Annotated in this window: 22 protein-coding genes; 10 read left to right on the forward strand and 12 right to left on the reverse strand. The window is 38.8% G+C overall.

The genetic code is table 11. The features are described 5' to 3' along the window. Positions 1-44: 44 nt before the first annotated feature. Positions 45-2,069: an exoribonuclease II gene (locus C9J45_RS04450; RefSeq protein ID WP_107292204.1), complete on the reverse strand. Its 2,025-nt coding sequence runs from the start codon at positions 2,067-2,069 to the stop codon at positions 45-47. A gap of 739 nt (positions 2,070-2,808) precedes the next feature. On the opposite strand from C9J45_RS04450, the gene C9J45_RS04455 reads away from it, so the two are divergent. Beyond that, positions 2,809-4,704, forward strand: a complete 1,896-nt coding sequence (locus C9J45_RS04455) for a DEAD/DEAH box helicase (protein ID WP_107292205.1) — start codon at positions 2,809-2,811, stop codon at positions 4,702-4,704. Positions 4,705-4,873: 169 nt separating this feature from the next. Here C9J45_RS04455 and C9J45_RS04460 read toward each other — a convergent pair whose 3' ends face one another. Further along, positions 4,874-5,851, reverse strand: coding sequence for a GlxA family transcriptional regulator (locus C9J45_RS04460; protein WP_107206854.1), 978 nt, complete (start codon positions 5,849-5,851; stop codon positions 4,874-4,876). A 156-nt stretch (positions 5,852-6,007) separates the two neighbouring features. Here C9J45_RS04460 and C9J45_RS04465 point away from each other — a divergent pair, with 156 nt between their 5' ends. Then, positions 6,008-7,858: a beta-ketoacyl synthase gene (locus C9J45_RS04465; RefSeq protein WP_107292206.1), complete on the forward strand. Its 1,851-nt coding sequence runs from the start codon at positions 6,008-6,010 to the stop codon at positions 7,856-7,858. Positions 7,859-7,933: 75 nt separating this feature from the next. Then, positions 7,934-8,956 (forward strand): HAD family phosphatase, encoded by a 1,023-nt coding sequence (locus tag C9J45_RS04470; protein WP_233217630.1) that lies wholly within the window; start codon positions 7,934-7,936, stop codon positions 8,954-8,956. A 73-nt stretch (positions 8,957-9,029) separates the two neighbouring features. Here C9J45_RS04470 and C9J45_RS04475 read toward each other — a convergent pair whose 3' ends face one another. Then, positions 9,030-10,328: a DEAD/DEAH box helicase gene (locus C9J45_RS04475; RefSeq protein ID WP_107247257.1), complete on the reverse strand. Its 1,299-nt coding sequence runs from the start codon at positions 10,326-10,328 to the stop codon at positions 9,030-9,032. A 339-nt stretch (positions 10,329-10,667) separates the two neighbouring features. Then, the gene (locus C9J45_RS04480) at positions 10,668-12,314 is read right to left on the reverse strand and encodes an ABC-ATPase domain-containing protein (protein ID WP_045127646.1); all 1,647 of its coding nucleotides are present in this window, start codon (positions 12,312-12,314) and stop codon (positions 10,668-10,670) included. Between the two features lie 210 nt (positions 12,315-12,524). Between C9J45_RS04480 and C9J45_RS04485 the strand changes: the two genes are divergently transcribed. Further along, positions 12,525-12,863: a gamma-glutamylcyclotransferase family protein gene (locus C9J45_RS04485; protein WP_107206857.1), complete on the forward strand. Its 339-nt coding sequence runs from the start codon at positions 12,525-12,527 to the stop codon at positions 12,861-12,863. A gap of 75 nt (positions 12,864-12,938) precedes the next feature. On the opposite strand, the gene C9J45_RS04490 is transcribed toward C9J45_RS04485, so the two are convergent. Further along, on the reverse strand, positions 12,939-13,316 hold the full coding sequence (locus tag C9J45_RS04490) for a DUF2541 family protein (protein WP_005364537.1): 378 nt from the start codon (positions 13,314-13,316) through the stop codon (positions 12,939-12,941). Between the two features lie 236 nt (positions 13,317-13,552). Next, positions 13,553-15,481, reverse strand: a complete 1,929-nt coding sequence (locus tag C9J45_RS04495; RefSeq protein WP_107292207.1) for a S9 family peptidase — start codon at positions 15,479-15,481, stop codon at positions 13,553-13,555. Between the two features lie 147 nt (positions 15,482-15,628). Here C9J45_RS04495 and C9J45_RS04500 point away from each other — a divergent pair, with 147 nt between their 5' ends. From C9J45_RS04500 to C9J45_RS04510, 3 genes are all read left to right on the forward strand, one after another. Beyond that, complete coding sequence (locus tag C9J45_RS04500) at positions 15,629-16,096, forward strand: GNAT family N-acetyltransferase (RefSeq protein WP_107206859.1); 468 nt, start codon at positions 15,629-15,631, stop codon at positions 16,094-16,096. Positions 16,097-16,478: 382 nt separating this feature from the next. Then, positions 16,479-17,375, forward strand: coding sequence for a phosphotransferase (locus C9J45_RS04505; RefSeq protein ID WP_107206860.1), 897 nt, complete (start codon positions 16,479-16,481; stop codon positions 17,373-17,375). 87 nt (positions 17,376-17,462) lie between these two features. Further along, positions 17,463-18,098, forward strand: a complete 636-nt coding sequence (locus C9J45_RS04510; RefSeq protein WP_233217631.1) for a RimK/LysX family protein — start codon at positions 17,463-17,465, stop codon at positions 18,096-18,098. Between the two features lie 53 nt (positions 18,099-18,151). On the opposite strand, the gene C9J45_RS04515 is transcribed toward C9J45_RS04510, so the two are convergent. Beyond that, complete coding sequence (locus C9J45_RS04515) at positions 18,152-18,964, reverse strand: DUF2797 domain-containing protein (RefSeq protein ID WP_107292208.1); 813 nt, start codon at positions 18,962-18,964, stop codon at positions 18,152-18,154. A gap of 273 nt (positions 18,965-19,237) precedes the next feature. Here C9J45_RS04515 and C9J45_RS04520 point away from each other — a divergent pair, with 273 nt between their 5' ends. Next, the gene (locus C9J45_RS04520) at positions 19,238-19,603 is read left to right on the forward strand and encodes a DUF3703 domain-containing protein (protein WP_107291244.1); all 366 of its coding nucleotides are present in this window, start codon (positions 19,238-19,240) and stop codon (positions 19,601-19,603) included. 121 nt (positions 19,604-19,724) lie between these two features. Here C9J45_RS04520 and C9J45_RS04525 read toward each other — a convergent pair whose 3' ends face one another. Genes C9J45_RS04525 through C9J45_RS04540 form a run of 4 tightly spaced genes read right to left on the reverse strand, consistent with a single transcriptional unit; the run spans position 19,725 to position 23,251 of the window. Next, positions 19,725-20,582, reverse strand: coding sequence for a metal ABC transporter permease (locus C9J45_RS04525; protein WP_107292209.1), 858 nt, complete (start codon positions 20,580-20,582; stop codon positions 19,725-19,727). After that, on the reverse strand, positions 20,575-21,465 hold the full coding sequence (locus C9J45_RS04530; protein ID WP_107292210.1) for a metal ABC transporter permease: 891 nt from the start codon (positions 21,463-21,465) through the stop codon (positions 20,575-20,577). Before C9J45_RS04530 ends, C9J45_RS04525 begins: the two co-directional genes overlap by 8 nt. A 17-nt stretch (positions 21,466-21,482) precedes the next feature. Further along, entirely contained in the window at positions 21,483-22,340 is an 858-nt protein-coding gene (locus C9J45_RS04535) for a manganese/iron ABC transporter ATP-binding protein (RefSeq protein WP_107261663.1), read from the reverse strand. Next, a complete protein-coding gene (locus tag C9J45_RS04540) occupies positions 22,340-23,251 on the reverse strand; it encodes a metal ABC transporter substrate-binding protein (protein WP_107292211.1) in 912 nt (303 codons plus the stop codon). Before C9J45_RS04540 ends, C9J45_RS04535 begins: the two co-directional genes overlap by 1 nt. A 194-nt stretch (positions 23,252-23,445) precedes the next feature. On the opposite strand from C9J45_RS04540, the gene C9J45_RS04545 reads away from it, so the two are divergent. Together C9J45_RS04545 and C9J45_RS04550 are read left to right on the forward strand one after the other, a co-directional pair. Then, entirely contained in the window at positions 23,446-24,135 is a 690-nt protein-coding gene (locus C9J45_RS04545) for an SDR family oxidoreductase (protein ID WP_107292212.1), read from the forward strand. Positions 24,136-24,162: 27 nt separating this feature from the next. Then, on the forward strand, positions 24,163-24,666 hold the full coding sequence (locus tag C9J45_RS04550; protein ID WP_107292213.1) for a GNAT family N-acetyltransferase: 504 nt from the start codon (positions 24,163-24,165) through the stop codon (positions 24,664-24,666). A gap of 73 nt (positions 24,667-24,739) precedes the next feature. Here C9J45_RS04550 and C9J45_RS04555 read toward each other — a convergent pair whose 3' ends face one another. Further along, a complete protein-coding gene (locus tag C9J45_RS04555; protein ID WP_199187113.1) occupies positions 24,740-25,072 on the reverse strand; it encodes an SMR family transporter in 333 nt (110 codons plus the stop codon). Positions 25,073-25,394 lie beyond the last annotated feature (322 nt).

The following is a 25,394-nucleotide window of genomic DNA, read 5'->3' on the forward strand; positions in this document are numbered from 1 at the left end:
AAAAGGCCAGCAAAGGCTGACCTTTTAAAGTGATAAAAGAAGATTTACGCTTTAACTTCTTCTTTATTCTCTTCAGCGATTGCTGACTCAGTATTCTCTGGCTTTTCGGGCGCAGGGAATTGTTTTACTGGTTTAGCAATAAGTTGACGAGTTGCGCTACGTATCTCAGCAAGTGTAACTTCAAAGCTATCGCCCAATTGATATTCTTTCACGCCATCAATGGTAATAATACCAAGTTCACCGCTACAGCTAATACGTTCTTTATTATCTAGAATTAATGAACTAGGAATAAATGCGGCAGCGCCATTTTCTAATAGGCGTACACGCATTCCAGCGCGATTAATATCGAATACTTCAGCATTAAAGACGGTAGCATTTTTAACGGCGTCTTTTAGCAGACGAACATATAGCCAATCTGAAACATCACGCTCTGCCATGCGGTGGCGACGACGATGTAAGGCAATTTCATCACCAACATTATCATCAGGGGTTTGGCTTGGCTCATTACCTGTGATTAGCGCTTTTAATAGGCGGTGGTTAATCATATCGCCATACTTACGGATAGGTGATGTCCAAGTTGCGTAGACATCTAAGCCCATTGCGTAGTGAGGAGCTGGCGTATTTGCCACTTCACTGTATGCTTGGAATTTACGTAAGCGATTATCTAAGTAAGTGCTATCAAGTGTATTTAACCAACGACGTAAAGCGCTAAACCCATTTAATTCAAGTAATTGCTCTTTTTCAAAAGGTGCATCAGCATTGGTTAAAAACTCCATTGCAGCATCTAACTTTTCAGGGTTAAAACCGCTATGAACGTTAAATACACCAGTGCCGAATTTTTCTTGTAGCGCACGACCAGCACAAATATTAGCTGTGATCATTGCCTCTTCAATCATACGATTTGCTGTACGACGCGCATCAGTATGAATAGCAACAACATCGTTATCTTCACTTAATTCAAAGCGGTAATCTGGACGGTCTGGGAATACAACAGCGTTCTCTTTACGCCATTTAGTACGTGCGTCAGCAAATGCTTGTAATGCACGAACTTGTTGTTCGATCTCAGCGTTTGGTGTCCAATTTTCACAATTACCATTTTCTAGGTAATCAGAAACGTTATCGTAAGATAGACGGCTTTGCGATTTTATCCATGCTGCGAAGAAAGTAATATTATCTTGGATAACACCATCTTTATCGACAGTTACTCGGCAACAGAGAGTGGGACGCTGCTCATTTTCAATTAATGAACAAAGCTCATCACTTAATTCACGAGGAAGCATTGGGATATTGCGACCCGGTAAATAAATGGTAAAACCACGCTCACGTGCTTCATCATCCATCTTATCGCCAACAGCGATGTAAGAGGTTGGATCTGCGATCGCAATAGTAATATCAAAGCTACCATCAGCATTTGCAACTGTGTAGATGGCATCATCCATATCTTTAGTTGATTCACCATCAATAGTAATGAAAGGTAAATCAGTGAGATCTTGGCGTTCAAGTGCTTCATCTAGCATAGTCCAGCTTTCTTGTGGTGCTGGTTCTGCATTGGGTAGTTCATGGCGTGCTAATGTAACCCACCATGGTGCAATTTTGTCATTACTGTCTGTGATTTTCTCTTTAATATCACAGAAGAATGTTTTGTTTTTGTCTGTAAGAGGGTGGCGGGTTAGCATTGCTACAACCCAATCGCCTTCTTTAAGCGTTTCAGGGTTCAAACCTTTAACTGCTTTGGCTTTAATGGCATCTTTAAGCTGAGGATGATCAGGCACAACGTGCAAGCGATCACGAATTAGCTTCACTCGACCAATAAAGCGTGTCATTGATTGTTCAATTAACTCTTGTGGTTCAGCTACTTCACGTTCCTTTTCTGTTCGAATAACAGCCATAACACGATCACCGTGCATAACGTTTTTCATATACAGAGGCGGAATAAAAAAGCTTTCTTTGTTATCGGTTTCTAGAAAGCCAAAGCCACGGTCAGTTGCTTTGATATAACCTTCCTTTTTAGGAAGTGTTTCTTGAATTTGCTTTTTAAGCTGTGCTAACAGCGGATTATCTTGAAACATTATACCTGGTCTCAGATTATTGACGTTGACACTATACTTTTTTGGGTTGATAAAACCAATATTTGAGCAGGATATTTTCATTAAATGTGCTTTTCATTAGTTGGGTTTAATAAAAGCAATGCATATTTTGCATAACAACGAAAAAATTTCAGGGAAAGGTTAATATTGGAAATGTAAAGGTATTAAAAATAAAGCACTGAGATTATAAAGGGGGGCTAATACGACCTTTATAATGTTTGAACTAATGATTGATACATAAGTCTTGAATTAATTGAAGAAGCAATGCGGATATAACATTATTTATCAGTGTATTATGTCTTTTGTTTTTAGAATGAAGTTAGTGCGCATTGATGAGTGTTAATTCATCATCTTTCAAATAAGAAAGATAAAAGAAAGCAATTTGAAACTCTATTTATAAGATAAGAATGTGTTGGCTATAAAGTGAGAGGTGATTAACCACTAAGGTTACTTTGCTCAATATATTTAATGTATTAACAGTAAGATAGATTAAATAATAACTGGCTTATGAATATTTATGTTTATCTGATGTGCTAATTGTTCAAGAAATAGTAACTTGAGACTTATTCTGTGACATTCCTCAATTTTTTCTGGCTTTTTATCAAGTATTGCCTCACAATACGCCCCCTATTAGTCGAGGCCCGTGCTTGAGGTTGCTGTTGCAGAACCCGTATGTAGCAAAGGGGCCCCGTTTTTAAGTCGTTCATATATTGGGATCCCAATGCAAGAAACTGTAACAGAATTTCGCCAACTAGACTTGGCCGACACGCTTCTATCTGCACTAGACAACATGGGCTTTGTAGCGCCAACGCCGATTCAGGCAGCGTCTATACCTCTACTACTAACTGGTACTGATGCTCTTGGTAAAGCGCAGACAGGTACTGGTAAAACAGCAGCATTCTCACTGCCTGTACTAAACAAAGTTGACTTATCTCAGCACAAACCACAAGCAATTGTTATGGCTCCAACGCGTGAGCTTGCAATTCAGGTTGCTGCAGAAATTAAAGTACTTGGTCAAAATATCAAAGGCCTAAAGGTTCTTGAAATTTACGGCGGTGCTTCAATCGTTGATCAAATGCGTGCACTTAAAAATGGTGCTCACATTATTGTTGGTACACCTGGTCGTGTTAAAGACCTTATCTCACGTAAGCAACTTCAACTAGACGAAGTACATACTTTTGTTCTTGATGAAGCTGATGAAATGTTGAAGATGGGCTTCGTTGACGATGTAACTTGGATCATGGAACAAGCACCAGAAACAGCACAGCGTGTGCTTTTCTCTGCAACTATGCCTCCAATCGTTAAAGAAATCGTTGAGCGTTTCCTACGTAACCCTGCACGCATTGACGTTGCTGGTGAAAACCGTACTGTTGCGAAAGTAGAGCAGCAGTTTTGGGTTGTTAAAGGCGTAGAGAAAGACGAAGCAATGAGTCGTCTACTTGAAACTGAAGATACTGATGCATCAATCGTATTCGTTCGTACTCGTCAAGATACTGAACGTCTAGCTGATTGGTTATCTTCTCGTGGCTTTAAAGCTGCGGCACTTCACGGTGATATTCCACAGTCGCTACGTGAGCGTACTGTTGATCACATCAAACGTGGTGTTATCGATATTCTAGTTGCAACTGACGTTGTAGCACGTGGTCTTGATGTTCCACGTATTACTCACGTATTTAACTACGATATCCCGTTCGATGTTGAATCTTATATTCACCGTATCGGTCGTACAGGTCGTGCAGGACGTACTGGTAAAGCGATTCTACTCGTTCGCACAAACCAAATTCGTATGCTTCGTACTATCGAGCGTGTTACTAAGTCTCGCATGGAAGAGATTCAACTTCCTCTACGTGATTTAGTTGCTGCATCTCGTTTAAACCGTTTAGGCGAAGAACTAGCAGCACAAAAAGAACAAACAAGTGTAGAAGCGTTTGTTGAACTTGTAGAAAAACTACAAGAATCAATCGATGTTGATGCAGCAACACTAGCAGCAATGCTTCTTCAGCGTCAGCAAGGTAACCGTCCTTTATTCTATAAAGGTCCAGACCCAATGATCGCTGCTATCGAGCGTGAATCACAACGCCGTGAGCGTCGTGGTAACGATCGTGACCGCGGTGAGCGTGGCGACCGTCGCGAGCGCGGTGAACGTCGTTCATACAACAATGCTGATTGGGATACTTACCAGTTACAAGTTGGTCGTGAGCAAGGTGTTCAAGTTAAAGACATCGTTGGCGCAATCGCAAACGAACTAGGCCTAAGCAAAGAGTTCATTGGTGCAATCAAACTTGCTCCAACGCATACTTTTGTTCAGCTTCCTAAGAAGATGACAGCAGAAGTAGCTTCTCAGCTTAAGAAACTACGCATTCGTCAAAATGATGTTAAAGCTGTAGTTGTTGAAGGCGAAGTTCTTCGTGAACACCGTCCTCGTAGCGGCAACCGTGATGGTAATCGTGACGGCAACCGTGGTGGCTACCGTGGTAACCGTGACGGTAATCGTGGTGGTGAACGTGGTGGTGAGCGTCGCTTTGACCGTAATCGTGGTAATGACACACGTGGTGGTTACCGTGGTAACCGTGATGGTGCACCTCGCACAGATCGCAAGCCTCGCACAGAAGCATAATTTATTCATTAAATTAGATTGCTAAATAAAAGCCGAGTTATTTAACTCGGCTTTTTTGTGTTTATCAATGTATGTTTGGATGAGATATATTGCCTTGCAGTTAATGTTATCTTGATGTGGTATACATTTATATATATTAAGAACTTTCAGTCTTTAGTTTTAAAATTACCTAAGCGTTATAAGCTTTAGCTCTTACCATTTTTCGGTATTGATTCGGAGTAACATCGAATTCTTTTTTAAAGATGGTTGAGAAATGATAGGAATCTTTATAACCCACTTGTTCTGAAACATCATTGATTGTCATTCCAAAATCGCGCAGAAGTTCTTTCGCGGTAACCATTCGGATCTTTTGAAGATATTGGTGAGGAGCAAGTCCTACCTGATCTTTGAATTTACGATTAAAAGTGCGTAAAGGTAATTGGCAATGTTCTGCCATATTTTTTGCGGTGATCGACTTGCTCATATTGAGTCTGATCCAGTCTTGCGCTAAAGCAATTGATTCATCAAATTGTACCTGCCCTCCAATTTCATAAAACGGTTGATGATCAGATTTACTGATCTCATGCCCGTAATGTGTCTCTATCGTTTTAGCAATTTTCTGACCAAAATTATTTGTTATAAAGTACAGCACCATTTCTGTTTGTGAGTTAATACTTTCGGTGCAATAAAGTCCATTGGCCGAGGTGATTGATGCCTGCCTATTGAGTTTTACCTTTGGATATAATTGAGAGAATTTATCGTGAAAATACCAGTGAGTTGTGGCTGCTTGGTGGTCTAATAAACCCGTTTCAGCAAGCCAGATAGCGCCAGTTCCTGTCGCAATAATTTTGGCTCCATTCTGGTATTGCTTAATAAGCCAATATGGAATTTCAGGATGTTTGGAGAGTGAAGCTAATGGGTTCCCCCACATAGGCGGCAATATAATGACATCAAATGACTCGTCATTTGCAAAGGTACAATCGGGTTGAATACGAATACCTGCAGTTAATTTGGGTGGTATTAGGCTAGGCGCTATCACTTTTATTTCAAATGGGCTCTCTTTTTGGCTTTTTCGGTCACGAAGGCTAGCAGCACTGGTGAGCATTTCAGCGCTTAGTGATATTCCTGTGATCAAAGCACGGTGATAGAGCACAAATCCAATTTTCATACTTTCCCTTGTGTGATCAGTATATTAGTTATGTTGCTTATTATTTTAATGCGTGGCACATATGGAAGTAATTTTGGCACATATATTAGGTGATAAACAATCTAATACTGTTATCCTGTTTTAAAACAGTGTTTAAATAAAAGTCAGGGATTTTAAATGGCAAAGTTACCGTTAATTGTAGGTTTAGGTGGCATCAATGCTGCTGGTCGTAGTTCAGGCTTTCATAGCTATAAATTGATGGTTGCTGATGTTCTTTCAGCTGATGTGATGGAATCAACATGGCAAGATCTTGCTTCTCGAATGGGATTGGAAGCTGATAATAAAGTGACTGCTGAAGTTATTGATGCGATTAAGGCAGGTACATTTGTTCGTCGTATCGATTCTTTTGATCCTGATAATTTACTGTATCAATACAAAGCTAATTTAAATACAGACAACGATAAGATCTGTTTTACTTTACGTAAGTCGAAGTTGCCGACCAAAATCCCTGATAATTGGGAAGTCGTAGAGGATGGGAGCAAAGTACATATCACGGTTAATGGTAACCTTGATGCATTGATTGAAGATCGTGTTGCTTTCCCTGTTACCAGTGGCGGAAATATTCCCGCGGGTTTCAATCCAGCTTCATTATACAACTCACGTTTTCATCCTCGTGGACTTAGCTTAACCATCTATGGAGCATCTGATGCATTAAATTCATTAGGCGTTGAGTGGGATGAGATTCTTAAACATATTAAACCCGATGAAGTGTCAGTTTATGCGGGTAGTGGTTTAGCGCAAATTGATGAGAATTCATTGGGTGGTATGCTTGCAGCTTCTCTCACAGGTAGGCGTGTTAGCTCTAAAATGATGGCGTTGTCATTGGCTGAAATGCCAGCTGATTTTATCAATGGTTACGTGATTAATAGTATTGGGACAACTGGTACAAACATGGGGGCTTGCGCGACGTTTTTGTATAACCTACGCCAAGGTATGTATGACATTCAGCATGGTAAATCAAAAGTAGTGATTGTCGGTAATGCTGAAGCACCGGTGATACCTGAAATTATGGAAGGGTTCCGTGTTATGGGCGCACTGGCAGAAGATGCCCAATTAAAAGCGCTTGATAGCAGTGATGAGGTAGATAACCGCCGTGCATGTCGTCCATTTTCTGCCAATGCTGGCTTCACGATGGCTGAATCAGCACAATTTGTTGTGTTAATGGATGATGAATTAGCATTAAAACTTGGTGCAAACATTTACGGGTCAGTGGCTGATGTCTTCGTTAATGCTGATGCTAATAAAAAGTCGATTTCGGCACCCGGTGTCGGTAACTATGTCACGGTTGCAAAAGCTGCAGCACTAGCCAAAGCGATTTTAGGCGAAGAAGGCGTTAAGCAAACATTTGTTCAAGCGCATGGTACAGGGACGCCTCAAAACCGTGTAACAGAAAGTCATATTCTCAATGAAGTGGCTAAAACGTTTAATATTGATAATTGGCCAGTAACCGCAATCAAATCTTATGTTGGGCATTCAATGAGTGCGGCGGCTGGGGATCAGTTAGTCGCATCACTTGGTGTATGGCAACACGGCTGGATCCCGGGAATTAAAACCATTGACCATATTGCAGATGATGTTCATCACTCAAACTTGAATATATTAATGGATCATCAATTTGCTGGAGAGATGGGGCAAGATTACAAAGCGGTAATATTAAATGCTAAAGGGTTTGGTGGTAATAATGCTTCAGGTCTTGTTTTATCACCTAAGCAAACACTGACCATGTTAACGGCAAAACATGGCCAGAATGTGATGGCTCGCTATTATCAGTCTAACCAAGCTATTTCCGATGTATCTTGTAGTAATGATAAAGCCGCTTGCTATGGGCAAGAAACCATTCGTTACCACTTTGGGGAAGCGGTGATGGATGAGAATTCAATCACCATGACACAAGATAGTCTACGTTTATCTGAATTTGAGCAAGCAATTGATTTGATCACGGGAAATCCATACTTAGATTATATCTAATAAGTATATTTTCTCGCATTTCTGAAAGGGTAAGTTATTATTTGACTTACCCTTTTTAATATATGGAACATCAGTGTGAATAAGAATAAAGCAATAGTAATAGGGCTTGTGGGTGTAGTGTTATCACTTTTTACCTTACCGGCTTTCAGTGTTGAATGTCAGCAGAATACGGCCTCGTTACCGTTATGGGCAAATAGCCAACCAAGAAGTGCACTTTTGAGTTTTGTTGAAAAAGTAACAACAGAAGGAAGTAAGGATTATGTAAAACCTATTGATCGTATTGCTGTGATTGATAATGACGGTACATTATGGTCAGAAAAGCCAATCTATACTCAGTTCTTATTTGCCTTTGATCAAATAAAAAAGAAGAGTGCTAATCACCCAGAGTGGAAAACTACCACACCTTATAGCTGGGTTTTAAATAACAATACTGATGCGATCTTTAAAAAAGGCTGGGCTGCATTGTTGCCTATTTTAGAAACTTCGCAATCAGAGATGACACCAGCGGAATATAGCAAAGATGTAATTAACTGGCTTAAAAATAATCAATCGCCACGTTTTAAACGCCCTTATACATCGTTGGTGTTTCAACCAATGATTGAACTGATTGATTACTTACAAGCTAATAAATTTGATGTCTTCATTGTAACGGGCGGAGGTAGCTCTTTCGTTAAACCATGGAGCGAAGCGATATACCATATTCCAGCACAAAATGTGATTGGTACCGCTTTTGGTTATACTTATAAAGATGGTCAATTAGAGAAAAACAGCAAGCTGATTTACATTAATGATGGCCCACAGAAAGCGATCAACATTGAAACGATTATCGGAAAACGTCCAATTTTAGCTATTGGTAATTCAACTGGTGACGAAGCAATGTTGAAATGGACGACCTCTCAAAAAGGTATAAGTCTTGGTATGCTGATCCACCACACTGATGCAAAGCGTGAGTGGAAGTATGGCGCAAACTCGTTTGAGGGTAAGTTTACACCAGCACTGATGGAAGCGGCGAAACAAAATAAATGGCAAGTCGTTGACATGAAGAATGATTGGTGTCAAATCTATCCAACGCAATCACAACAGCGTGTCTTGCCATAAATAAAAAAAGCCGAGCATAATGATATGCTCGGCTTTTTATCGTTCTATTTTGAATCAAACACTAACAAAAAACTTATTTTTTAAGTGTCGTGATCTTCGTAGCTTTGCTATTGATAGCGCGGCGTAAACGTGCACGACGTTCAGCAGCAGATTGATCTTGTGTCGGGTTATTCTTTCTCCCTTCACGTTGACTGAAAGCAGGCTTTGAGTGCATACGCTCTAGTAAGGCATCGCGGCTTTTTGGTTCATAGCCAATTAATTGAACACGGTGGATACGTTGACCGATCAAGCGCTCAATTTGCACTAGTGTTAGCTCTTCTTCACGGCTAACAAAAGAAATGGCATTACCTTTTTGTCCTGCACGGCCTGTACGACCAATACGGTGAACATAATCTTCTGCAAGGAAAGGCATGTCGTAGTTAACAACATACGGCAGGTTTTGAATATCAAGACCACGGGCAGCAACTTCTGTTGCAACCATTACACGTGCTTTGCCTTCTTTAAACTCTTCCAATGCACGACGACGCGCGCTCTGTGCTTTATCACCGTGACAAAGTACTGCTTTAATACCGTCTAGTTTAAGCTCTTTAACCAGTTGATTCGCTGTTTCTTTGTAATTGACGAAAACGAGTACTTGTTTCCAGTTCTTTTTGCCAATTAATTCAGACAGCATTTCACGCTTGCGATCTTCATCAACAGGGTAAACCACGTGAGAGACGGTATCAGCTGTACTATTCTCAGGGGTTACCGTAATACGTTGTGGTTTATGAAGAATATCAGCAGCCAGAGCATTCATTTGTGCTGAAGACGTTGCTGAGAACAACATGGTTTGAGGCTTGGTTCGGATATCATCAAGGATCACACGGATCGCACCGATGAAGCCCATATCTAACATACGGTCTGCTTCATCGAAAACAAGGAATTCAAGGTTTGCTAGTGAAACATTGTTTAGTTCCATATGCTCGATCAGACGGCCAGGTGTAGCAACAAGAATATCAACACCTTGTTCTAGGCGTTTTTCTTGTGACGACATTTTTTTACCGCCAAAAACAGCAGTACAAGTGATGCTAGTGTATTTAGTGTAGTCGCTGATGTTATTTGCAATTTGCTCTGCCAGTTCACGAGTCGGTGCCAAAATTAGAGCACGAACATTGAAGCGGCTTTTTGATTTTGGTTTTTCAATTAATTTTTGAATAATTGGCAGTGAAAAAGCGGCAGTTTTGCCTGTACCTGTTTGTGCTAGTGCAAGAATATCAGCACCGCGACGTGCTTGAGGGATAGCTTTTTGTTGCACTGGTGTGAGTTTTTCATAACCGATTTCAGTTAATGCTTTAACTAAATCTTGAGAAAAACCTTGTGATAAGAATGACATGCTTTGTTCCTAAACTGTCGGCTATAGCCGATTACATTCATAAACTCAGTTGCTTATGAATGTAATCATCTTGCCGTTAAAATGGTCGCATATTATAGTTGATTTTAGGTTAATTCGCTATCTTAACGTAATATGTTAGTGGTTTTGAGTTACGCCTTTTTCATTTGTATTATTTATCAATTGACTTGATTTAAGGTTACTATTTTAGCAAACCATTATCAGAAGATGGCTTTATTAATATGTCAGGTCTTAAAATAAGCCTAGATAATATTAAGCCCACATATAGCTTAATACGATATGTGGGCTTTTATCATTTATTGCTATTGAGATTTAAACTTATTACTTAAATTCAGCTTTGCGCATACGGTTCAGCACAGCCATTACCTCAATGACACGAGGTTTCGACATTTCGCCGTATTTAGGCATCATATCAGCCCAGTTATCATGCAGCATGTTAGCAAATGCACGCGCAGGGACTTTTTCCCAACCTTTAAGTTGTGCAAGTTGGAACCATAAGTAACCAATAGCAAGTAACTGACTAGGATGAGCCACTTGTTCTAACGCTTGCAAATCAACGTATTCACGACCAAAGCGTAACGATGTTTTATCTTTTACTTGAATACGGAATTTTCCTTCTTCAAGTAACGCTTGCAGCGCGCTACGGTTTATTTGGCGTGTACGAGGACGAACAATCACTTCTGTACCTTCAGCTTTACGTCGGGTAGGGTGAGAAGCAACAACTTCACGTGCTTTATCTGTTACATCTACTGCTTCATAGTTATGCATCTGAATAACAGTATCGGCCACATCTAAATAGTCACCAGAGCCACCCATAACAAGCATTACTGAGATATCATGCTGATCGCGAAGTAAAGCGATACGGTCAACAAGTGGCGTAATTGGCTCATCATCTTTACAAATCAGTGCCTGCATGCGCTCATCACGGATCATAAAGTTTGATGCAGAAGTATCTTCATCAATCAATAATGCTTCAGCGCCAGCTTCGATCGATTCTTGTAACCAAGAAGCTTGTGAGGTTGAACCTGATGCATTTTGGCTAGTAAAGGCTGTGGTATCTTTACCCATAGGTAAGTTGCTGATGTAAGGCGATAGATCAACATTATGAACGCAACGACCATCTTCAGCGCGTATCTTAGCGGCATTATAATTGGTTACGACGTACTCACGACCATCACCAGGGATATGATCGTAAACAGAACGCTCAATGGCACTTAATAACGTTGATTTACCATGAAAACCACCACCAACAATTAAAGTAATGCCCTCAGGAATACCCATACCACGGATTTTACCTTTGTGTGGCGCTTCAAGCTCTACTGCTAGGTTATCAGGGCTTGTAAAAGGTACAGCGTTCGGAAGTGGTAAATCACTGTTACCCGCAAGGCGAGGAAGAATACTTCCATCAGCAACAAAAGCTAAGAGTTTATGTTCTTTTAACTGTGCGCGAAGTGCTACTTGATCTTCTGCTGCTTCACAGTGGGCTTTTAACTCTTCCATTGGTAATTCGCGTGCAATCGTTGCACGGCGGATCATTTTTGGTAGGTGGAAAGTTAATAGATTCATTGTACGCTTAGCAATGATGGTACGACCGTCAGCCGGAAGGTTTACACGAAAACGTAATTCGATACCTTCGTCATCAAATACCACCGCTGTACGGTCAAGGATCACCTGTCCTGGCATATCAATAAGTACTGCATTATCTTGTTGCGATAAATCTGCAAAAAAGCGAGCAATAAAATCTCGTGCAGCACATTGATAGACTGAAGATTTTTCACGTAACCATTCTAGATCGGTGAGTGACCATGCTCGACGGGCACGTACACGAGAAGCCGGCGCAAACGGGTCCGATTGAACGGTATCAATATAAAAGTCGAAATCAACGAAGTGGTATTCACCGCGCATACTCGTATAGCTGCGGTAATTATGACGGTCAATTTTATGGAGTTTGGCTTCGAGTAATTGCATATCGCCTCGATATCGTTCGTTATGGTGCACAGCACCTAAAATCTAGTGTGTTCGGGGGCTGGATATTACACTAAAGTCTGATAGTTAGCATGTAAACTTTAAACGAGATCACAATAATTAGTGCTTTTTCATTATGGCTTTAAATATGTTTTGTCCTTAGGTTTATAGTTTAGTTAATAAGATGTGACTTATAGTGAGGACTCATTCTTCGTGCTTAATACATTATTCGTTTATGGCACTTTGGCGCCAGAACAATCTAATGCCTATGTGCTTTCTGATTTGAAAGGTTCTTGGAAAAAAGCGAGCGCAATTGGATTTATTTACCCAAACGGTAAAGGCGCGACATTAGGTTATCCTGCTTTTGTACCGCAATCAGAAGGGGAACGTGTTCAAGGCTTACTCTTTACGTCTGATGAATTGACAACGCATTGGCAGCGTATTGATGATTTCGAAGGCGAGGGGTATGACCGTGTAGTGATCACCGTTATGCTTGACGATGGCTCTGAACAATCGGCATTTGTGTATCGTTTAAGTCCAAGTGAAATGTAAGTCAGTCTGGCAAGATTATAGAGATATAAAAAACAAGATCGCTATTAATAGCGATCTTGTTTTAAATAAATTGGCTTATCGACGACCGAGAACTTTAATGCCAGCACTGCCATCTTCAGCACGGCCATGCACTTGAATATCTGTTACACAGCGCTCATAAGAGAATCGACGCCAATCTGTTTTTTCGTTTTTATCTAATTTGCGTTGAAACTGGAATACGCGCGAAGAGCCATTTTGAAATTTAAAGACGACTTTTGTTAAAAACACATCACGTTCAGCTTTAATCTGAATCGATTTAGTATTACGACAAAGTGGTACAGGGATCTTAGCGTGACTATTTTTAGCTTCAAGAAGAATAGTACGACCTAATGTAAATGTATCAGCTGAAGCTGTTGTTGAAAATGCCATCGTAGAAAGCATGATTGCAGCAGCCATTGTCGCTTTTAGTTTCATAAAGAAATCTCACAAGTAAAAACTGCATTGATTATAATGAGATAAATTCGAAATGGTTAAATAATGAGTTGTAAGTAACTGTAATTTAGTAATGCAGAACATATGTCAAATAGTTGGGTGTTTTTTGTTTTATTTTGGTTATATTGCCGTCACTTGAAAATCAGTTTGAGCAATAATGCATAAAAAGAAAAACGTGGTGCCATCTGAAAGGAGATGACACCGTTAATTATTAATAGTTAGCCAGCCGAGCGACCACCAATACATTGGCTTAAGAAATTATCAACTTTTCTCGCAAGTTTCCTTGCTTGTCTTGGTGCTCCATAATGGTGACCAACATTATTCATTTCCCAGTACTGTACATTTTTTCCTGCTTTCTTTGCCGCTTCAACAAAACGACGAGATTGCTCTGGGATCACAACAGCATCACTGTCACCTTGAATGACCAACAGAGGTGCATTCATATTATTAACGAAATTGATTGGCGATTGCTGTGCACGCTGTTGTTTCATCTCTGGATCGTTGAAATCACCAATATAGTTTACCCAAATATCTTCATATCGCTTCCATGGTTCAGGGAAGTTTTTTACCATCAGCTCAAGATCTGATATGCCGAAAATATCAACACCACAAGAAAACTTATCTGGAGTCAGTGTCATGCCGACTAAGGTTGCGTATCCACCATAACTAGCGCCCATAATTGCGACATTGTTCGGATCTGTTATTCCTTGTTTTACTGCCCAATTTACACCATCAATTAGGTCGTTATGCATAGCTTTAGAAAACTCACCATAGCCTGAAGATGTAAACGCATAGCCGTAACCTGTAGATCCCCTGAAATTAACTTGAATAACCGCATAGCCACGGTTGGCAAGTAATTGTGCCTCGTAAGAAAAGCCCCAGTAGTCGCGAGCATGTGGTCCACCGTGAACCAGTAATACCGTTGGAAGGTTATTGGCTTTAATACCCTTAGGTAGGGTGATATAACCGTTGAGGGTTAAACCATCTCGGCTCGTGAATTGAATGGGCTTTTGGCTGGCAAGAAACTGCGTGTAATTGTTTGATTTACTTTGTGATAAAAGTTCTTTCTTGTTGTTAGTTGTATCATATAGATAAATGTTATAGCCGTATTCATTATATTGCTTAACTGTGAATTTCTCATTTTTATTGTCAGTGCTAAAAATAAATATTCCATTTTTACCTTTTTGATAAAAAGTAGAGGCTAATTTTTTATAATTAGGGTTAAAAGTTATGATTTCTTGATAATTAGGATAACTGGCTGCTAATGCTGGAGCATGGTTATTGTCGTAGTAATATTTGTCTACATCAACAGTATCATTTGAATAAAGAGTATTAATGTCATTGGTTGCAAGATCTAGCTCAATAAGTTGAATCTTGTCTGAATTATTGTTAGCTAAAATAGTGAGGGTATTCTTGCTATGATTCATCTTAGCATTGGTAACCTTACCATTTTCACCTGCATCAAATAATAATTTATCAGTGCCGAATTGATATATTTTTCTGTTATCTTTTATATAAGCGAAAATTGAACCGCCTTTAACTCTGTCATCAATAATGAACCCATCTATTGTTAATTCTTTATCGACTTTAAATAATAATTTTTCTTTTTTTGTTTTAATATTTAAGCGGTATAAGTTGTACGCTTTAGCATTCCCACCGTTATGCCTTACAATAATATTTTCCGGATCGTTGCGTAATTTATCTACGACATGTATCTGGTTATCTTTATCATAAAAAGGGGTTAATTGCCGTGTTGGAAACTTCGTATCTAAAAAGAATATTTTAGATTTCATATCGTCAAAGTGAGGCACATAAATAAGGCGACGGCTATCAGGCATCCATTCGAAGAATGGAATCGAGCTGCTAAATTTACTAGTTTCACCGGTTTTTAAGTTCTTGAAGTGTAGCGCAGTATAAGGGTTACCATTGTTGTCGAAACTCTCTTTTAGCCAGGCCAATTTCTCACCATCAGGTGAGATTTTGTATGAGTGTGTACCGTTTGTTGCTGTAGTCAGAGCTTTAAAATCTAGCAAGATAGGTAGCTGTTGAGTTGTCAAAGACTGGTGCGTTGCTTCTTTGGGCTGTGCGCAACCAGAAATTAATAAAATCAGAGCAAAGCTTTGTATTATGAATATGATAAGTTTCATGATGTTCTCAATATAGCCAACTAAATATAAAAAGATAATAAATGCATTATTATGTCTTTATTGTGAATAATGAATGTTTTACATACTGTTTATAGTAAAATTGCGATCGGAATAGTGCTTATTTAAAATGCAGTGATAGGACTTAATATGCTTGTAATTTTGAGGTATACAGAGAAGGATCAAGAGGGTGTGAAAGCGGTGTCTTTATTTGAGGATCAAATTCTATTTGCCGCGACAGCAGATGACTTTTTAGAAAGTGAATCTGCAACAATGCATCTTTATGTGATTAAGTTGAACAGCCAAATAGTAGGTTTCTTTAAAATAGATATTGCTTACTCTCATGATGTGGATTTTTGCTCTGAAAATTGTATTGGTTTGCGAACCTTTGTTATAGACCAAAAATTACAAGGCAAGGGTATTGGTAAACAAGCATTAATGGTTTTATTTACTTATTTAGCGAAGAACTACTCAAATTATCAAAGGATTTATTTAACAGTAAATTGCAAAAATACAGTGGCAAAGCGTTGTTATGAAACGGCTGGCTTCACTTTTACAGGTGAGCGTTATCTAGGAGGTTTATTTGGGCCACAAGAAATCATGTATCATGATATTTAAGGTAGCCGAATAACGTTATTATTAATTGGTAGTATTTCACATTAGTCCTATTTGGAATAATAAGATGTAAGTCACATTCCTATGTGTATTGTTTTTATTTTTGCTTATATTTTGTGAGTTGGAGCACGCTTTTTATTTATTGCTAAAAAAGAGTTTTATTCGCTAATTTTTAGCTGGTTTACGGTTGCAAAGCTCTAAATAAAATCAAATGTAACCAAAAGTGAAATATTTTAAGCTTTATTTGTCGTATCTACTGGTCATATTGGCTGTTATGTTGCATTCTTAACCCATAATAAAGATTAAATATCCAATAAAAAAAGATAATTATACTTATTTGGTATTTATTGGTTACAGTTGCTAGATAAAATCCAAGGTACAAAATATGAATAGAGCCCAGCTAAAAAATATTGCTGAAAAATCGTTTTTCGCAATGTTCCGACAAAAAGCTGATGTATGTGATATTCAGGAAACCTTTTATGGTTGGGTTGTATTTCTTGCCACAGGGAAGGCAAAGATTGTTGTTAAATTTTCACGAGAAGTAGGTCGAATAAGTAAAGAAGTTGCGTGTTTACAGAAGTTACGTTGTATTGTGAGCTGTCCTGTACCGCAGATCTATTTATTTGGTCGTGAAGAAGGGTATGACTATATCGTGCTAGATTGGCTCGAAGGTCGACCTGCGAATGAATTACCCAATAATAAATTCGCGATAGAGACATTCCGTGAAGATTACACAGATATTTTACTCGCACTACATGAGCATAATCATCCACAAGGCTTTGAATTAAATAACGGAGGCTTTGACGGTGATTTTAATAATGCGTTCGATGACTGGATGAAAGATGTATATAGATACCTTTCTTGTTCAGTATCGCCATTTAGTTCAAAGATCAAAGATCAATATACTGAGCTATGGGAACGTCGTAGAGAAATATTAGCACCGATAGCTCATGAAGCGTCTTCTTTCGTACATGATGATTGTCATTTAGCGAATGTATTGTTTGATCCTAAGACGTTTAAAGTGGCGGGATTGCTTGATCCTTGTGATAGCGGTTTTAAACACCGTGAACTCGATGTGATCCATTTATTTGATGTGCGTGGTGATACGCATATCGCCGAACGCTATATTGAAAAACGTCAATTAGATGATGGCTTTAAAGCACGACGTTATTTCTTTAGTTTGTGGGATGATGCGAAACACAGTCGAAATATGGGTTGGTATGATGAAAACTGGTTAGCGAATAAGTTTAATAAGTTTGAAGCAGCCATGAGTATGCAATGAGTTTGAGGGAAATAGTTGCCTATTTCCCTTTGTAAGTATTATGTTTTGTAAGGTAGGGGTATAAAAGAAGAACGAAAAGGTTAACTTATGATGAATAAAGTAAGTCGAGTATCTGCGTTTGTTTTACTGTTAGTTAGTTATCAATCTGTGGCTGGTAATCATGTTACATCATCTAAGTTTCCTGTTTCTTTTATCCCAGATCTTTTGAGCCAGCCCTCTGATCTTTCTCTTCGTCATGCCAGTGATACTCAATTTAATGCTTCAAGAGATTTAATCCTTGCACATAACAGTACAAAATCAGCGAATTCATCAGTAAAGAAAGAAACTCAAGATGGGTTGTTTATTTTAGGACGGCATGAGTGGATCTTACTTGCGTCATCAACACAGTATTTTTCGGCTTATATTGATCCTCTATCAGAAAATTCACGCATTGGCGTAAGTGATTTAGTTGAATTTGAGCGTAATGGAAAAGATTGGGTTACGTTTAAACTGCTTGATAAAGAGTATAAATTTGCCATTCATGAAAAAGTTAAAGTACCGGACAAAAGCGATAAATCTTTACCTGTTGTAAAGTTAAGAACCAAGCTTGGTGACATTAATGAAGAAATTGAATATGTGCTAATCAATGGCGGTAGCGGTATTGTATTGGGTGAGAACTTTTTACGTGATCTTGCGGTACAAAATAGAAAATATGATTATATTCAGGGGAGAGTAAAGAAATAAAGCGAAGCTTAAACTCTCTATTCTTATCCGAGACACTTCGCTTTTATGATTAATTATGCTTCAGCAATTACTTCGTAGCTGGTGAATTTACGAATGTTGATCACGCCAGTATCAAAGATCAGATATTGACCTTTAATTCCTTGCAAAATACCTTCAACCACAGGCTCTTTATCAAAGTTGTGTGAGCTAATCTTGGTTGGGAAGGCATCAACAGGAAAATGAATATCAACAATATCGTTATCAAGATATTCAATCGCATCTTCACCATATTCTGCAGTGATTTCTGCAAGACGAGCTTTTACTTCTGGTAATAAAACCGAGGCTTTTTCTGTTAAATCTATCTCAGCATTATCACCTTTGAGCATTGCACGCCAGTTGGTTTTATCAGCGACAAGCTCTGCAATAGCCACTTCCACTAAACCTGAAATTTGACGTGTTTTTACTTTTAGTACAGCAAGTGCCTGTGTGGCACCTTGATCAATCCATCGTGTCGGTAGTTGGGTATGTCGAGTAATACCCACTTTTAAACCCGAAGTATTTGATAGGTAAACATAGTGCGGCACCATGCAATTTTCTTCACCCCATTGTGGCTCACGGCATGTACCTTTGTCGTAGTGACAAGTTTCAGGTTTCATAATGCACATATCGCATGACGCTAATTTTTTCATACAAGGGAAGCAATGACCTTGAGAGTAACTTTTCTTGGTTTTTTTGCCACACGACTGGCAAAAAATATTGCCTGTATGAGTCAATTTAAGTGACTTACCAATCAAAGGGTTTAAATGCAGTTGTTGATCGCCGACAGGGAGATGATAGTCAACAACGTCATTTAACGTTGACTTCATTTTACTTAATGTTCCTTGCATACATTGCTCAGTAGTTTGTTTTTATAGTGCGGTGATTTTAGCAGGTGAAAGAGGGAAGCGGCTATAAAAGCGCAACGGAAAAATATGAATTCCCTCTTCGACGTTTTAAATCGGAGAGACAATCAGCAAAACAATCAGTGTTTATGGGTGAAATATGTAAATGGCATAAAGTAAAAAGTGATCGTTACCAAAAGCGAAGCGATAAACACTGGTGTATTTATTTGTGTGTTCTAATGTTAGAAATAGATAGCAAGCATCATCATGGAGAGAGTTATGCTCAATCGATTTTCACAAAATATCTCTTATGCCGTAATAAAAGAATTATCTTTAGCAAGGAAAGCGAGACGTAATAATGATGTGGTATTAGAGTTCAGCCATTTAGAAAACGCTCACGTTTTGGGACAACATTCTACTTACTGGCATACTAGAATCCATTGTCATATGCTGTATTGGGCACGACGTAATGGTGATAGCCAAGAGCTAAGAGGGCAGTTATTAAGAGTCTTTGGCGCATTAACTAAAACAGCTGTGGGTCTTGTGCCTGAAGGAAATACAGGGGGAAGTAATGTAAGCCCTTTTAAACGCTTACCTATTTCAGCTTTACAGCAACAAAAAATTATTCGCGCGAAACAAATGTAATACAGTTAATACGTTCAATGAGAAAAGGGCGACGCTGAACGGTGAAATGATTCTGAGATCTATTGCGAATAATGGCTATCGGATTTGATAGCCATTATTGAATATAACAGCGTAGTAGGAATTATATTAAACTTACGGGCGTTTGTTTTATGACGGCTCGCTGTTTTATTGCATGATAAATAAATACCACAATAAAGTTTATTGTCAGTAATAATATAATTGTTGGTGCAGGAGCACTATCGATAAAGAAGCTAAGATAAACGCCTAAAAAGCAATTTATAATAGAAATGAATACCGATATTACCATCATGGTTTGAAAACGACGGCTAAGCATAAAGGCTGTTGCTCCTGGCGCAATCAGCATTGAAATCACGAGTATCATGCCAACGGCTTTGAGTGCGGTAACAATCGCGAATGAGAGTAGGGCAAGCAATCCGTAATGTAATACTTTGGTCGGAAGTCCAATTGCTTGTGCATGTTGATGATCGAAAATAAGTAAGAGTAAATCTTTACCTTTTATAATACACAGTGATCCAACAATGAGTGCAATTACGCCTGCTTCTGTAATATCACGCCAACTCGCCCCAAGAGGATCACCAAATAGAATATGGTCTAAGTGAATATCTGTGTGAATTTTCGTCATCATTACAATGCCGAGCGCAAACATAGCTGAAAAAACAACACCCATAATTGTATCTTCTTTAATTCTGCTATTTTCTCTTAAATACCCTGTGGTTAACGCACAAAACATTCCTGCGATAAAAGCACCAATTGTAAATGGAATTGATAAGATATAAGCAATAACAATCCCCGGTAAAACAGCATGGGAAATGGCATCACCCATTAAAGACCAACCTTTGAGAATTAAAAAACAAGAGAGTAATGCGGTTGGTATCGCGATAAAAAAAACAATCAGAAAAGCTTGCTGCATAAAAATAAATTCAAAAGGCGATAACAATGTCTCTATTAGATTAGCCATGTTGAACTCCTTTCGTTTGCTTAAAACGTTGTGCTTTTTTTAATGCTTGTTTGGTTTTTCTATACGTTGCTAATCGACCATATTTAGGCGCAAATATAAAAGCTAAACCAAAGAAAACAGTTTGTAATAACACGATGATCCCACCTGTTGCGCCATTGATAAAATAGCTAAGGTATGCACCAAGAAAAGCGCTGAACACACCAATAAATACACTGTAGATAATGACCATTGAGAAACGGTCAGACAGTAAATAAGCAGTTGCACCAGGTATTACAACCATAGCTATAACTAAAAAGGCGCCTACAGTTTGCAATGCGGCAACGGTTGAAGCACTTAAAATACTAAAAAATACAATTTTTAAAAATGTTGGTGATAACCCAATGGTTTTAGCATGGTTTTCATCAAAGAAAACAACCATGAAATCACGCCACTTTACACATAAAACGAAAAGAGAAAGGCAGCCAATGATGACGATTTGTAATGTATCTATAGGGGTTATTGCGAGAATATTTCCCATTACAATAGTTTGAATATTAACCGCACTAGGATAGAGCGAGACAAGAAATAAACCGAGCCCGAAGAAAGCAGTAAAAATTAAGCCAATAACAGCGTCTTCTTTTAATTTACTACGCTGGCTTAAAATTAACATACCAGCAGCCGCTAAACCGCCAGAAAAAAAGGCACCAAAAGAAAAGGGGAGGCCTATCATATAAGCGCCGGCAACACCGGGTACGATAGAATGTGATAGTGCATCACCAATAAGTGACCAGCCCTTCAGCATTAAATAACAGGAAAGAAAAGCACAAACGCCACCTATTAACGCACTAACCCACATGGCGTTGATCATATAGCTATATAAAAACGGCTCAAGTAATTGGTCCACGATTATCACTCCTTTTATTATTGACGGGAAAGGGAGCGAGATTGCTGTTCGCCATTTTCACCATACATAACAACAGGGCGTTCATGATCGGAAATAACCGATAATTTACGGCTATCGTCGTCTTCGTGAAGATCTTTCCCTGATAAAATGAAGTGGCGTAATACACCACCGAATGCGAGTTTTAAATTTTCAGGTGTGAAAATCTCGGTTGTTTCTCCTGACGCCAAAATGGTTTTGTTAATTAAAATTGTACGGTCACAAAAGTCAGGAATACTGCCAAGATTATGGGTAGAGACAAGCATGACTTTGCCTTCATTACGAAGTTCGCGTAACAATGCCATAATTTGATCTTCTGTTTGAACATCAACGCCTGTAAAGGGTTCATCGAGTAATATCACCTGACTTTCTTGCGCGAGTGCACGAGCAAGAAATACCCGTTTACGTTGCCCCCCAGAAAGTTCTCCGATTTGACGTTTACGAAAGTCAGTCATATTGACCCGCTCGAGAGCGATATTCACTTTTTCATGATCTATTTTTTTGGGGATACGCAACATATTCATATAACCATAACGCCCCATCATGACGACATCTTCAACCAGAACAGGGAAGTTCCAGTCTATATCTTCACTTTGCGGAACATAGGCTACCACATTACTTTTTAGCGCGTTTTTGACTGTCTTATTAAGGATTTTTACACTACCTTGGCTGGTGGATACAAATCCCATAATGGCTTTAAAAAGTGTGGACTTTCCGCTGCCATTCATCCCGACTAGGGCTGCGATAGAGCCTTGAGGAACGCTAAATGTGGCATTGTGCAGAGCAGTATGTCCGTTACGGTATGTAACCGTAATATTGTTTATATCTAATCCTATCATTATAAACTCAGCCCTTTAGCGATGGTTTGAGAGGTCACTTTAATTAGCTCTAGATAGGTAGGAACAGGACCGTTATTAGCACTCAACGAGTCAACATAAAGCACGCCTGCATAGTTAGCGCCTGTTTCTCTTGCGACTTGTTGAGCCGGTTTTGCTGAAACAGTACTTTCACTGAAAACCGCATGAATTTGATGTTGACGAACAGCATCGATAAGTTGACGAACTTGTTGAGGCGTGCCTTGGGCATCAGCATTAATAGGCCATAAATACAGTTCTTTTAGTCCAAAATCACGAGCAAGATAGCTAAAAGCCCCTTCACTGGTAACAAGCCAACGCCTATCTACCGGTATGGTATTAATCTGATTACGAATAGGTGCAATTGTTTGCTTAATTTCTTGGGTATATTGTTGAGCGTTTTTATTATAAATACCCGCATTTTTAGGATCATGCTTAACCAGTGCTTGGCGAATATTTTCAACATAAATAATACCGTTTTCAGGTGACATCCAAGCATGAGGGTTAGGTTTACCGTTATAAGGGCCCTGAGTAATACTTAACGGCGTGATATTTTCAGTTACCGTTACAGAAGGAACATCGTGGAGGTTTTGGAAAAACTTATTAAACCACAGTTCTAAATTTAAACCGTTATAAAGTATTAAATCGGCACCTTGTGCCCGTTTAAGATCGCCAGGTGTTACTTGATAATTATGAATTTCCGCATTGGGTTTAGTAATAGATTCAACAATAGCGGCGTCACCTGCGACATTTTTTGCCATGTCAGCAATGATTGTGAATGTTGTAATTATTTTAAACTTATCATTAGCATGGCTGACTGTACTCATAAACAATCCAACAGATAGCAGTACAGCATTTGTCACGTATCGTAATCGTTGCTTTTGATGAAAGTTCATCCTTTTTATCCCTATAAAGAAAGTAATTTAAATTCTTCAAAGTTATAACAAACGCAATCTTTAAATGCAATTGATAATTATTATCAATAAGGTGTTTCTTGCTTTTGTCGGTTTTTAAGGTTGTTTGTACATATTCAATCGGTATATTGGATTGATAACTAATAGTATTTATTGTTGATGAGTAAGGGGAGACGATGAAAAAAAGCGTATTGATAACAGGAGCTAATCGGGGTATTGGCCTAGGGCTAGTGAAGCAGTATTTATCGCAAGGCTGGTTGGTTCATGCAACCTCGAGAACATTAGAAACAGCGATAGATCTGCAAGATCTTGCTAGCCATAATGCTGATCTCATTATTCATTCATTAGACGTAACCAATTACGAGCAGCTTGATCAGCTAGCCACGCGATTACCAAGCCTCGATCTTGTGATAAATAATGCTGGTTATTATGGTCCAAAAGGCTACGGCTTTGGTCAGACAGATGTTGAAGAATGGCGTCGTGTTTTTGAAATAAATACGATTGCACCCTTAAAATTAATAGAAAGCTTGTACTCATTACTCAAAAGTGGCACTACAAAAAAAATAGCCTGCATATCTTCAAAAGTTGGCAGCATGGAAGAGAACACTTCAGGTGGTGGTTATATTTATCGTTCATCAAAAGCAGCACTTAATTCAGTAGTAAAAAGTTTAAGCAATGATCTTCGTGACGAGGGGTTTACGGTTATTGCTTTACATCCTGGTTGGGTGCAAACAGAGATGGGCGGCCCTAATGCACTTATTGATATAGAAACTTCAGCTAAAGGATTGTTTGATGTTATTGAACATACTTCAGTAAACCATTCAGGGGAGTTTATAAACTACGACGGCACACGTATCGCGTGGTAATTTAATTGAACAAAAAGGAGTGTACTAATGGAAAATATCATTATTCGACATAGCGAAGATAAAGATATTATGGGTGTTAAAGCTATTTATGAATCTGAAATTGCCTATGGCGGTACACTTCAACTCCCATTTCCTTCACTCGATCGTTGGACGTCTCGATTGTCGAATTTACCTCAAGGCTGTTATAGCTTGGTAGCGGAATATGAGGGAGAAATTGTCGGGCAACTTGGACTGTCGGTTTGTGATAACCCAAGGCGCAGGCACGTTGCGAGCTTTGGTATGGGGGTGAAAGAGACATTTCAAGGTAGAGGTGTTGGTGGGCAATTGTTACAGTCGGCATTGATGTTGGCAGATAAATGGCTCAATGTTCAACGTATCGAGTTAGAAGTGTATACAGACAACATTGCTGCAATGAAGCTTTATCAAAAACATGGTTTTGAAATTGAAGGCGAGGCGAAAAACTTTGCGTTTCGTAATGGCGAGTATGCCAATGTATACCATATGGCGAGGCTACGAACATACACTCTATGATTCGATAAAGTGGATAAGTAAAAAGGCAGTAATCATACGCAATGATTACTGCCTTTTTTATTGAAGTGATTTATTAATGGCCGACGGTTTTCGACAATAGGTTAACAATTAAAACACCAACAATAATAAAACCAATACCTACAATTGCGGGTAAATCTAAGCGCTGCCCATAAATAAAAAAGCTAATCGTTGCAACGAGGACAATTCCAGCGCCACTCCAAATCGCATAAACAATACCAACAGGCATGGTTTTAACGGTGACAGATAAGAGAAAAAAAGCGACAGCGTAACCGACAAGTACAACCGCACTTGGAACGAGTTTAGTAAATTGCTCGGCTTTAGGAATGAAAGATGTTGCGATCACTTCAAACACAATGGCAATAGATAAAGCTAAAAAAGGTGGCATAGAAGTTAATAGTTTAAACATTACGATTATCTATCATTAAAAAAGAGATGCGCATTTTAGTGTCAAAGAATACGTTTCACCAAGTGATATTTATACAAATCATTATTACTACTTAGTAACAATAATTACTAACGAGGTTTTACTGTTGATATAAAACGACAAATGAATACTAAACAGCACGACAGCTTAAAGGTATGCTTATTTTTCGTAAGAACTCTATAGTTAGAAGATTGTATTTATCATTATTTTTTAATTATTCGTTATCCGAAATAGCGACAAAAATTGGCATTAAACAAACAAGAGCATATACAAGTAAATGCTG

This window comes from Photobacterium sp. GB-1 (assembly GCF_003026165.1).
In the GTDB taxonomy this organism is placed as follows: domain Bacteria; phylum Pseudomonadota; class Gammaproteobacteria; order Enterobacterales; family Vibrionaceae; genus Photobacterium.

What these genes read in the sequence shown, in the direction of transcription:
- C9J45_RS04450 (WP_107292204.1), bottom strand. Translation starts at nt 2,069, where the DNA reads ATGTTTCAAGATAATCCGCTGTTAGCACAGCTTAAAAAGCAAATTCAA.
- C9J45_RS04455 (WP_107292205.1), top strand. Translation starts at nt 2,809, where the DNA reads ATGCAAGAAACTGTAACAGAATTTCGCCAACTAGACTTGGCCGACACG.
- C9J45_RS04460 (WP_107206854.1), bottom strand. Translation starts at nt 5,851, where the DNA reads ATGAAAATTGGATTTGTGCTCTATCACCGTGCTTTGATCACAGGAATA.
- C9J45_RS04465 (WP_107292206.1), top strand. Translation starts at nt 6,008, where the DNA reads ATGGCAAAGTTACCGTTAATTGTAGGTTTAGGTGGCATCAATGCTGCT.
- C9J45_RS04475 (WP_107247257.1), bottom strand. Translation starts at nt 10,328, where the DNA reads ATGTCATTCTTATCACAAGGTTTTTCTCAAGATTTAGTTAAAGCATTA.
- C9J45_RS04480 (WP_045127646.1), bottom strand. Translation starts at nt 12,314, where the DNA reads ATGCAATTACTCGAAGCCAAACTCCATAAAATTGACCGTCATAATTAC.
- C9J45_RS04490 (WP_005364537.1), bottom strand. Translation starts at nt 13,316, where the DNA reads ATGAAACTAAAAGCGACAATGGCTGCTGCAATCATGCTTTCTACGATG.
- C9J45_RS04495 (WP_107292207.1), bottom strand. Translation starts at nt 15,481, where the DNA reads ATGAAACTTATCATATTCATAATACAAAGCTTTGCTCTGATTTTATTA.
- C9J45_RS04500 (WP_107206859.1), top strand. Translation starts at nt 15,629, where the DNA reads ATGCTTGTAATTTTGAGGTATACAGAGAAGGATCAAGAGGGTGTGAAA.
- C9J45_RS04505 (WP_107206860.1), top strand. Translation starts at nt 16,479, where the DNA reads ATGAATAGAGCCCAGCTAAAAAATATTGCTGAAAAATCGTTTTTCGCA.
- C9J45_RS04510 (WP_233217631.1), top strand. Translation starts at nt 17,463, where the DNA reads ATGATGAATAAAGTAAGTCGAGTATCTGCGTTTGTTTTACTGTTAGTT.
- C9J45_RS04515 (WP_107292208.1), bottom strand. Translation starts at nt 18,964, where the DNA reads ATGCAAGGAACATTAAGTAAAATGAAGTCAACGTTAAATGACGTTGTT.
- C9J45_RS04520 (WP_107291244.1), top strand. Translation starts at nt 19,238, where the DNA reads ATGCTCAATCGATTTTCACAAAATATCTCTTATGCCGTAATAAAAGAA.
- C9J45_RS04525 (WP_107292209.1), bottom strand. Translation starts at nt 20,582, where the DNA reads ATGGCTAATCTAATAGAGACATTGTTATCGCCTTTTGAATTTATTTTT.
- C9J45_RS04535 (WP_107261663.1), bottom strand. Translation starts at nt 22,340, where the DNA reads ATGATAGGATTAGATATAAACAATATTACGGTTACATACCGTAACGGA.
- C9J45_RS04540 (WP_107292211.1), bottom strand. Translation starts at nt 23,251, where the DNA reads ATGAACTTTCATCAAAAGCAACGATTACGATACGTGACAAATGCTGTA.
- C9J45_RS04545 (WP_107292212.1), top strand. Translation starts at nt 23,446, where the DNA reads ATGAAAAAAAGCGTATTGATAACAGGAGCTAATCGGGGTATTGGCCTA.
- C9J45_RS04550 (WP_107292213.1), top strand. Translation starts at nt 24,163, where the DNA reads ATGGAAAATATCATTATTCGACATAGCGAAGATAAAGATATTATGGGT.
- C9J45_RS04555 (WP_199187113.1), bottom strand. Translation starts at nt 25,072, where the DNA reads ATGCCACCTTTTTTAGCTTTATCTATTGCCATTGTGTTTGAAGTGATC.